Annotated in this window: 2 protein-coding genes; both read right to left on the reverse strand. The window is 60.5% G+C overall.

Annotated features, from left to right (window positions below; translation table 11 throughout):
• Nucleotides 1-495: glycerophosphodiester phosphodiesterase (gene glpQ, locus ACP39K_RS24515; RefSeq protein ID WP_497008999.1), on the reverse strand; the 495-nt coding region annotated here is incomplete at its 3' end.
• 82 nt (nt 496-577) lie between these two features.
• On the reverse strand, nt 578-1,171 hold a 594-nt coding region (locus ACP39K_RS24520), incomplete at its 5' end, for an MFS transporter (protein WP_497009000.1).

Genomic DNA, 1,171 nt, shown 5'->3' on the forward strand with positions numbered 1-1,171 from the left:
GTAGATGCCGATGTTCTTGCCGGTCGAATGGTTCAGACCCTGCACGAACTCGATCTCCTCCTGGAAGGTGTGCACGCGGAAGTCGGATTTGCCCATCGGGAAGCGGCCAGGGTAACCCTGCACCTTCTTGCCGTTTTCGATTTCAAAGCCTTCGGTGAACTTCAGCGATTTGATCTCCGCCAGCGTAAAGTCGATGGCGTAATAACGGCCGTCTTTACGCGCGCGGTCCGGGAAGCGTTCGGCGACGTCGGTGACGCGATCGAGGTAATGGTCGTGCAGCACCACCAGCTCGTTGTCCTTGGTCATCACCAGATCTTGTTCGAGATAATCGGCGCCCTGCGCGTAGGCCATCGCCTTCGCCGGCAGGGTGTGTTCCGGCAGGTAGCCGCTGGCGCCGCGGTGGGCGATCACCACTTTGTCCGCCGCCTGCGCGGCGCTGACCATTGAGGTGGCGAGAATGATCCCTGTCAGCAGGGCTTTGACTTGAGTCCGCATTCCGTTTTCTCCATGTTGTTGGGGGCAGGGTAGTAAAAAGGCCGCAGGGCGGCCTTTAAATCATGCAAAAGTCGTGTGACGCTTAGCCGCGTTTGCCGGCTGCGATTTCCGCGTGGTGTTTCTTTTCGTTCAGCATGGTCAGCAGCAGCAGGATAACCGCCAGCACGCCGCCGCCGATCATCACCATGAAGCCGCCGTCCCAACCGAAGAAGTCTACGGTGTAGCCGACGATGGCGCTGGCCGCGACCGAGCCGCCCAGGTAGCCGAACAGGCCGGTGAAGCCCGCGGCGGTGCCGGCGGCTTTCTTCGGCGCCAGCTCCAGCGCGTGCAGGCCGATCAGCATCACCGGGCCGTAGATCAGGAAGCCGATGACCAGCATACAGATCATGTCTACGGTCGGGTTACCGGCCGGGTTCATCCAGAACACCACGGTGGCGATGGTCACCAGCGTCATGAAGAACACGCCGGTGGCGCCGCGGTTGCCTTTGAACACTTTGTCCGACATCCAGCCGCACAGCAGGGTGCCCGGGATACCGGCGTATTCGTACAGGAAGTAAGCCCAGGAAGACTTGTCCAGCGCGAAGTGCTTCACTTCTTTCAGGTAGGTCGGTGACCAGTCCAGAATGCCGTAACGCAGCAGGTAGACGAACACGTTGGCGACCGCGATGTACCACAA

This window comes from Serratia sp. EC4, assembly GCF_059652115.1.